Genomic DNA, 6836 nt, shown 5'->3' on the forward strand with positions numbered 1-6836 from the left:
ATGATCATCCGGTAAATTGGTGATTTCTGTGCAGCTTCAATCCAGTCATCATGGATGCCGTCTTTTTTCGCCTGTTTGATTACCTCAGGATCATTCGGATCAAGGAAGATTTTTAACTGTTCTTCATATAATTTGTCTTCATCTTCTACTGACGCAGCTTCCAAAACACGATCCGCATCATAAAGCATTACACCAATGTAACGAATCCGGCCCACACATGTTTCTGAACAGATTGTCGGCTGGCCATTTTCAATTCTTGGGTAACACATCGTACATTTTTCTGCTTTATTTGTTTTCCAGTTAAAATACACTTTTTTGTAAGGACATGATGTAACACAATGACGCCATGCTCGGCATGCATTCTGATCAACAAGAACAATTCCGTCTTCATCCCGTTTATACATCGCACCAGATGGACATGATGACACACATGGTGCATTGATGCAGTGTTCACAGATTCGAGGCAAGTACATCATAAATACTTCTTCAAATTCTGTTTTGATTGATTCTTCCATTTGCTCCACATTCGGGTCTCTTAATCCAGTGATATGGCCGCCTGCCAAGTCATCTTCCCAGTTTGGACCCCATTCTAAATCCATGAAATCACCAGTGATCGCTGATTTTGCTCTTGCTACAGGCTGGTGCTTACGTTCTTCACTATTTGTCAATTTTTCATAATCATAGTTCCAAGGCTCATAATAATCATCTATTGTCGGCTGATACGGGTTATAAAAAAGATTGATCAAACGCTTGGTCTTGGAGCCTGATTTTAATTTCAGTTCCCCTTTATTATCAAGCTCCCAACCGCCTTTATAATGATCCTGATCTTCCCAGCGTTTCGGATAACCGATACCAGGCTTTGTTTCGACATTGTTAAAATACATATATTCTGCACCTGGACGATTTGTCCAGGTGTTCTTGCATGTTACACTGCATGTGTGGCAGCCAATACATTTATCTAAGTTCATGACCATCCCGATTTGTGCTTTAATCTTCAAGCCAATCAACCTCCTCTAGTTTGCGGATAACAACATGCAAGTCTCGTTGATTTCCTGTTGGTCCATAATAATTAAATCCATAACTTAACTGTGCATAACCGCCAATCATATGCGTTGGTTTCATATGAATTCTTGTCGGACTGTTGTGTGTCCCGCCTCGGGTTTTTGTTAATTTTGTTCCTGGTACATGGATATGGCGATCCTGTGCGTGGTGCATAAATGCCATTGTTCTTGGAATCCGGTGTGACACAACGGCTCTTGCGACAACTACCCCGTTTCTGTTAAAACATTCGATCCAGTCATTGTCTTCAATTCCAGCATCAGCTGCATCATCTTTATTCAGCCAGATAGTCGGCCCGCCGCGGACTAATGTCAGCATTGGCTGTGCATCATAATACATACTGTGAATCGACCATTTATTATGTGGTGTTAAATAATTTAGTGTTATCTCTTTTCCTTCCACTGGCGGTCTGTCTTTTTTAAATGGTGTATGGTGAAGCATCGGTTTAAATGTTGCCATCTCTTCCCCAAACTCTTTCATCATTTCATGGTCTAAGAAATAAGATTGTCTGCCGGTAATTGTACGGAACGGGATCAGACGCTCAATATTTGTTGTAAATGGTGAATACCTTCTGCCGCCTTTTTCGGAACCACTAAAAGCTGGTGAAGTAATAACCGTTTTCGGCTGTGCATTTATTTGTTCAAAGGTAAACAGTTCTTCTTCTCTTTCTTCTGCCAAATCGCGTAATTCCAGATTGGTTTGTTTTTCTAATGCTTCCCATGCTTTCACGGCAATTTTTCCATTGGTGGTGGAAGATAACCTTAATATTGCTTCACAGGCACTTTTCGCATCCGTGATATTTGGCAGACCTTTAGAGATCCCTTCCTCTTCCACAGGGCCAATCGCATGTTTTGCTTGTTCATACTCTTTTTCCATTGACCAGCTGATGCCTTTGCCGCCATATGGATTTTTGCCAACGTTCGGTCCTAGTGATGTGAACTTTTTATACAATTGTTTATAATCTCTTGCAACAACATGAACGTTTGGCATCGTTTTGCCTGGGATTGGTTCACAATCTCCTTTAGACCAGTCTTGAATTTCACCTAATGGCTGTGCGATTTCCTGTACTGTATCATGTTGTAACGGACTTGTAACAACTTCTTTTATTTCATCAAGATCAAGCTCTTCCGCTAAATCGGAAATTCCTTTTGCTAATGCTTTAAAAATATCCCAATCCGATTTTGCTTCCCATGGGGAGGAAACGGCTGGATTGAATGGATGAACAAATGGATGCATGTCAGTACTTGATAAATCGTGTTTTTCATACCATGTAGATGCAGGTAAGATCACATCAGAGTACAAACCAGTTCCTGCCATACGGAAATCAAGATCAACTAATAAATCCAGCTTGCCTTCCGCAGCATTTTCACGCCATTTGATTTCAGATGGCCTGATACTGTCCTGATCATCATTCAGCAACCCATTGCTAGCACCAAGTAAATGTTTCAGGAAATATTCATGACCTTTCCCTGAACTGGATATCAGGTTTGCACGCCAGACGAACAATGTTCTTGGATAGTTGACTGGATTGCCAGGATCTTCAATCGAAAACTCGAGTTTTCTGTCTTTTAACTGATTGGCAACATATTTACCAATTTCATCAACTGACTGGTTTCCAGCCTGAACTGCTTCATTGTAGACATCTATTCCATTTTTATTAAAAGTAGGGTATGACGGCAGCCAGCCGAGTCTTGCAGCTAAGACATTATAATCTGCTGGATGTTCATATCTTGCCTGATCAACTGTTTTCGCTGTTAATTCATTAATGGACGTTTCTTCATATCGCCATTGTTCTGTTGCGAAATAGAAGAAAGATGTTCCGTTTTGCAGTTTTGGCGGTCCTTGCCAGTCTTTGGCTGTAGCAATTGTGTTCCAGCCTTCTGCCGGCCGCAATTTTTCCTGTCCAACATAGTGGGCCCATCCTCCGCCATTCACACCTTGTGCGCCAACCATTATGACAAGATTGACAACAGCTCGGTAAATTGCATCAGAGTGGAACCAGTGATTAATTCCAGCACCGACAATAATCATGGAACGGCCATTTGTATCAATTGCATTTTGGGCAAATTCACGGGCAATTTTGATCACAAGATTACGATCAACACCAGTGATTTTTTCCTGCCATGCAGGAGTGAATGCTTCGATTTCATCATAAGACTTTGCTGCATCACCGCCAATTCCCCGGTCAATTCCGTAATTAGCAAGCATTAAATCATAAACTGTTGTAACATATTCTGTTTTTCCATCAATTTCGATCTTTTTCGCAGGGACGGCACGCTTCATGGTTGAACGAGTTTCTGCATCGAAATAAGCGATATCCACTGTTTTTACTACATCTTCCAGTCCCAGAAAGCCGAGTACTGGTTCAATTTTTTCACCATTTCGCTCATCAATTAACTTCAGATTCCATTTGCCTTGTTTATCCCATCTTGATCCCATCGTTCCTTGCGGGATTGCAAAGTCCTGGGTTAAGCTGTTATACATTAATGGTTTCCATTCACTGTTTGTTGTTTCGATATTTAAATCTTTTGCTTGTAGAAAGCGATCTGCTACTAATTTTTCGCCTTTTTGTTTTAACAGTACGGTAAACGGAAAGTCTGTGTATGTTTTGGCATATTGCTCAAAATATGGTGTTGTCTGCTTTTGATAAAATTCATTTAAAATGACATGTCCCATCGCCATCGCAACTGCACCATCAGATCCTTGTTTAACTGACATCCAGTCATCAGAAAACTTGGTAGATTCTGCGTAATCGGGACTTACAGAAACGACTTTGGTTCCTTTATATCTTGCTTCAGCTAAAAAGTGTGCATCAGGTGTACGGGTTAACGGTACATTGGAACCCCATGTCATAATATAGCCGGCAGTGTACCAGTCAGAGCTTTCCGGAACATCTGTCTGGTCCCCCCAGATTTGTGGTGATGCTGGCGGTAAATCAGCATACCAGTCATAGAAACTTAACATTGGTCCACCTACAAGTGACATAAACCTGCTTCCTGCCGCATGGCTGACCATTGACATTGCCGGAATTGGTGAAAAGCCGATATTACGATCAGAACCATATTTCATTGTTGTATATAAAACAGATGCTGCAACTAGTTGGGTCACTTCCTGCCAGTCAGAGCGGACAAGCCCGCCTTTTCCTCTTGCCTGTTTATAGCTGCGTGCTTTTTCCGGATCTTCGACAATACTTTTCCATGCTTCTAGTGGATTCATATGCTGTGCTAATGCGTCTCGCCATAAGTGAAGAAGTTTTTTTCTTACATATGGATACTTCACACGAAGCGGACTGTAGATATACCAGGAGAAGCTGGCACCTCTTGGACATCCTCTTGGTTCAAAGTCTGGCATGTCAGGTCCTGTTGATGGATAGTCTAATGCTTGGCCTTCCCATGTGACAATGCCGTCTTTCACATATATATTCCAGCTGCATGATCCGGTACAGTTCACTCCATGTGTGGAGCGAATGACTTTGTCATGCTGCCATCTTCTTCTGTACACATTTTCCCAATCACGATCACCTTCCTGCAGCTGACTGTGATTATTGGAATATTTCTCTTTCGGTTTTAAATAATTCATCCTTTGCCATAATGGGGACTTTTTCTTTGGCATGTTAATCCCTCCATGTTTCCCAATCTTGTTTTTCATATGTTCATTTAATCACGAACTCACTGCCTGTGTTGTGAACAAAATCACACTGCGTAACAGAACAAAGGTAGAAATAGCCTGATTTAGCAAGGTTTAGATACTTTTTTATTTTTTTAGTCTGATAAGTTGGGAAAGTTATTGCAGAACTATTTGAAGATTCACTAATGTAATGAGTACTATACCAACGTTGAGGAAAAACACTCCCTTTCACCAAGGGCAAATGAAATATATGATAAAAAAAAACCGCTAATCAGAGATTAACGGTTTTGTGCTTTTGCAGGGTAATATATTCGATTAGTTTATCTGGAGATAGCGGTCTGGAGAAGTAGTATCCCTGGATAAAGTCACATTGATTTCGCCTAAGCCAATTAACTTCAGCCTCTTCTTCTACACCTTCCATTAACACATCCATTTTTAAATTGTGTCCTAATTGAATAATAGAACGTAAAATAGCCTGCTGATTCTGGTCTGTTATTAAATCATAAATGAAAGAACGGTCAATTTTCAACTTGTTAACAGGTAATTCTTTTAAATGTTCAAAGGAAGAATAACCTGTACCAAAATCATCAAGAGATAAATAAATTCCTAACCTTGATAATTTGCTCAACTTGTCCTTCAAAGAGTGGTGATAATTTAAAGAAGAAGATTCTGTTATTTCTAATTCTAAATAATGGGGATCCATCCCTGCTTCTTCAATAATCTTTTCAATTGTTCTGATAAATTGATCGTGAGCCAATTGGATTGCAGAAACATTGACTGCTATCCGTACCAATGGATATCCTTGCCGCTTCCATTCAACCCATTGCAGACATGCTTCCTTTACTATCCATGCTCCCAGCTTATTAATAAATCCATTCTCTTCAGCAATCGGAATAAATTCTGCTGGTGAAATAAAACCGTATTTTTCACTTTTCCAGCGAATTAATGTCTCCACATTTAATATTTCACCTGTTTTCACACAGAATATCGGCTGATACACTAGAGTAAACTCCTGATTTTTCAGCGCAGGGATCATTGCATCCTCTAATAAAATTTTGCGATTGCTTTGTTCCAGCATGGATTTTTCGAATATGGAAAATTGATTCTTACTTCTTTGGCTAGATTCCAGCATCGCCAGATTTGCTAAATAAACGAGGGAACCTATTTTATTTGTGTGAAGAGGATAATTGCTGATACCGATATTTACCGCTATGCTGATTGACCGTTGTTTCATCTGAATCGGCAATGTTAACTGATGCAGCAATTTCTCGACTAATTCTAGAACTTGATTTTCCTTTGCATCAAGGATAAAGATAAGAAACGTTCGATTTTCATAATGAACAATCAAATCCTGATCTGAGATGACTTCTTTCAGTTTGTTTGCAAGAAGTCGAATAAAGCTCTCACCATCATATGTCCCAAGTGAATCCATTGAAAATCGTAAACGATGGGACTGTATGTACAAACAAGTTATATTTCGCTGATCTTTCTTTTTCCATTCTTTAATCTGATTTTCCAGCAAATTTCTGTTCGGTAAGTTCGTCACATTATTATAATAGGCCATTTTGTGCATAAGCATCTCTGCTTCTTTCTTCTCTGAAATGTCCCGAAAATACCATAAATATTGGACTTCTTCATCTGATTGAGCAATAACTTTACTTACCTCGATAAAACATTGCTGATACTCATATTCTCTCACTTCAAATGCATCCATATATTTTATATCAAATGGGAGATTGCTGTGTAATTGGTTCATTTTTATATCCAGTTTCAATTGATCAACAATCTGATAAAAAGAAGGATTTGCTTTTAATATATGATACCTTGCATCTGTCAGTACAATGCCCGTTGTATCCTGTAAGTTCATTGTTTTCCGGATAAATTTTTGGTAAAAGATAAAGAAAAATACGGCAATAAATATAGTAAAAGTAATAAAAATGATAAACCATTGCATCACTTTCATATTAGTTTTTAAGCCATTCTGGATGACAGCATCCGAAACAAACTCAAAGGTTGCTGCAGCAATTCCGGTATAATGCATACTAGTAACTACACCAGCCATCAGAAATGAGAACAGCCATTTTTTCCTGTTAATAAAAGAGGCAGGTAAATTGGAAAAAATAGAACCAACTAACAATGAGAAGATAGAT

Annotated in this window: 2 protein-coding genes and 1 pseudogene; all 3 read right to left on the reverse strand. The window is 39.3% G+C overall.

The genetic code is table 11. The features are described from left to right. Nucleotides 1-998: pseudogene (narH, locus tag F9U64_RS00440) on the reverse strand (nitrate reductase subunit beta); the annotation flags it as partial. Beyond that, the gene (locus F9U64_RS00445; RefSeq protein WP_153400810.1) at nt 988-4671 is read right to left on the reverse strand and encodes a nitrate reductase subunit alpha; all 3684 of its coding nucleotides are present in this window, start codon (nt 4669-4671) and stop codon (nt 988-990) included. The pseudogene narH and the gene F9U64_RS00445, both read right to left, overlap by 11 nt. Nucleotides 4672-4957: 286 nt before the next feature. Then, a partial coding sequence (locus F9U64_RS00450) for a putative bifunctional diguanylate cyclase/phosphodiesterase (RefSeq protein ID WP_194287234.1) occupies nt 4958-6836 on the reverse strand: 1879 nt, incomplete at its 5' end.

This window comes from Gracilibacillus oryzae, from assembly GCF_009498735.1.
Lineage (GTDB): Bacteria > Bacillota > Bacilli > Bacillales > Amphibacillaceae > Gracilibacillus > Gracilibacillus oryzae.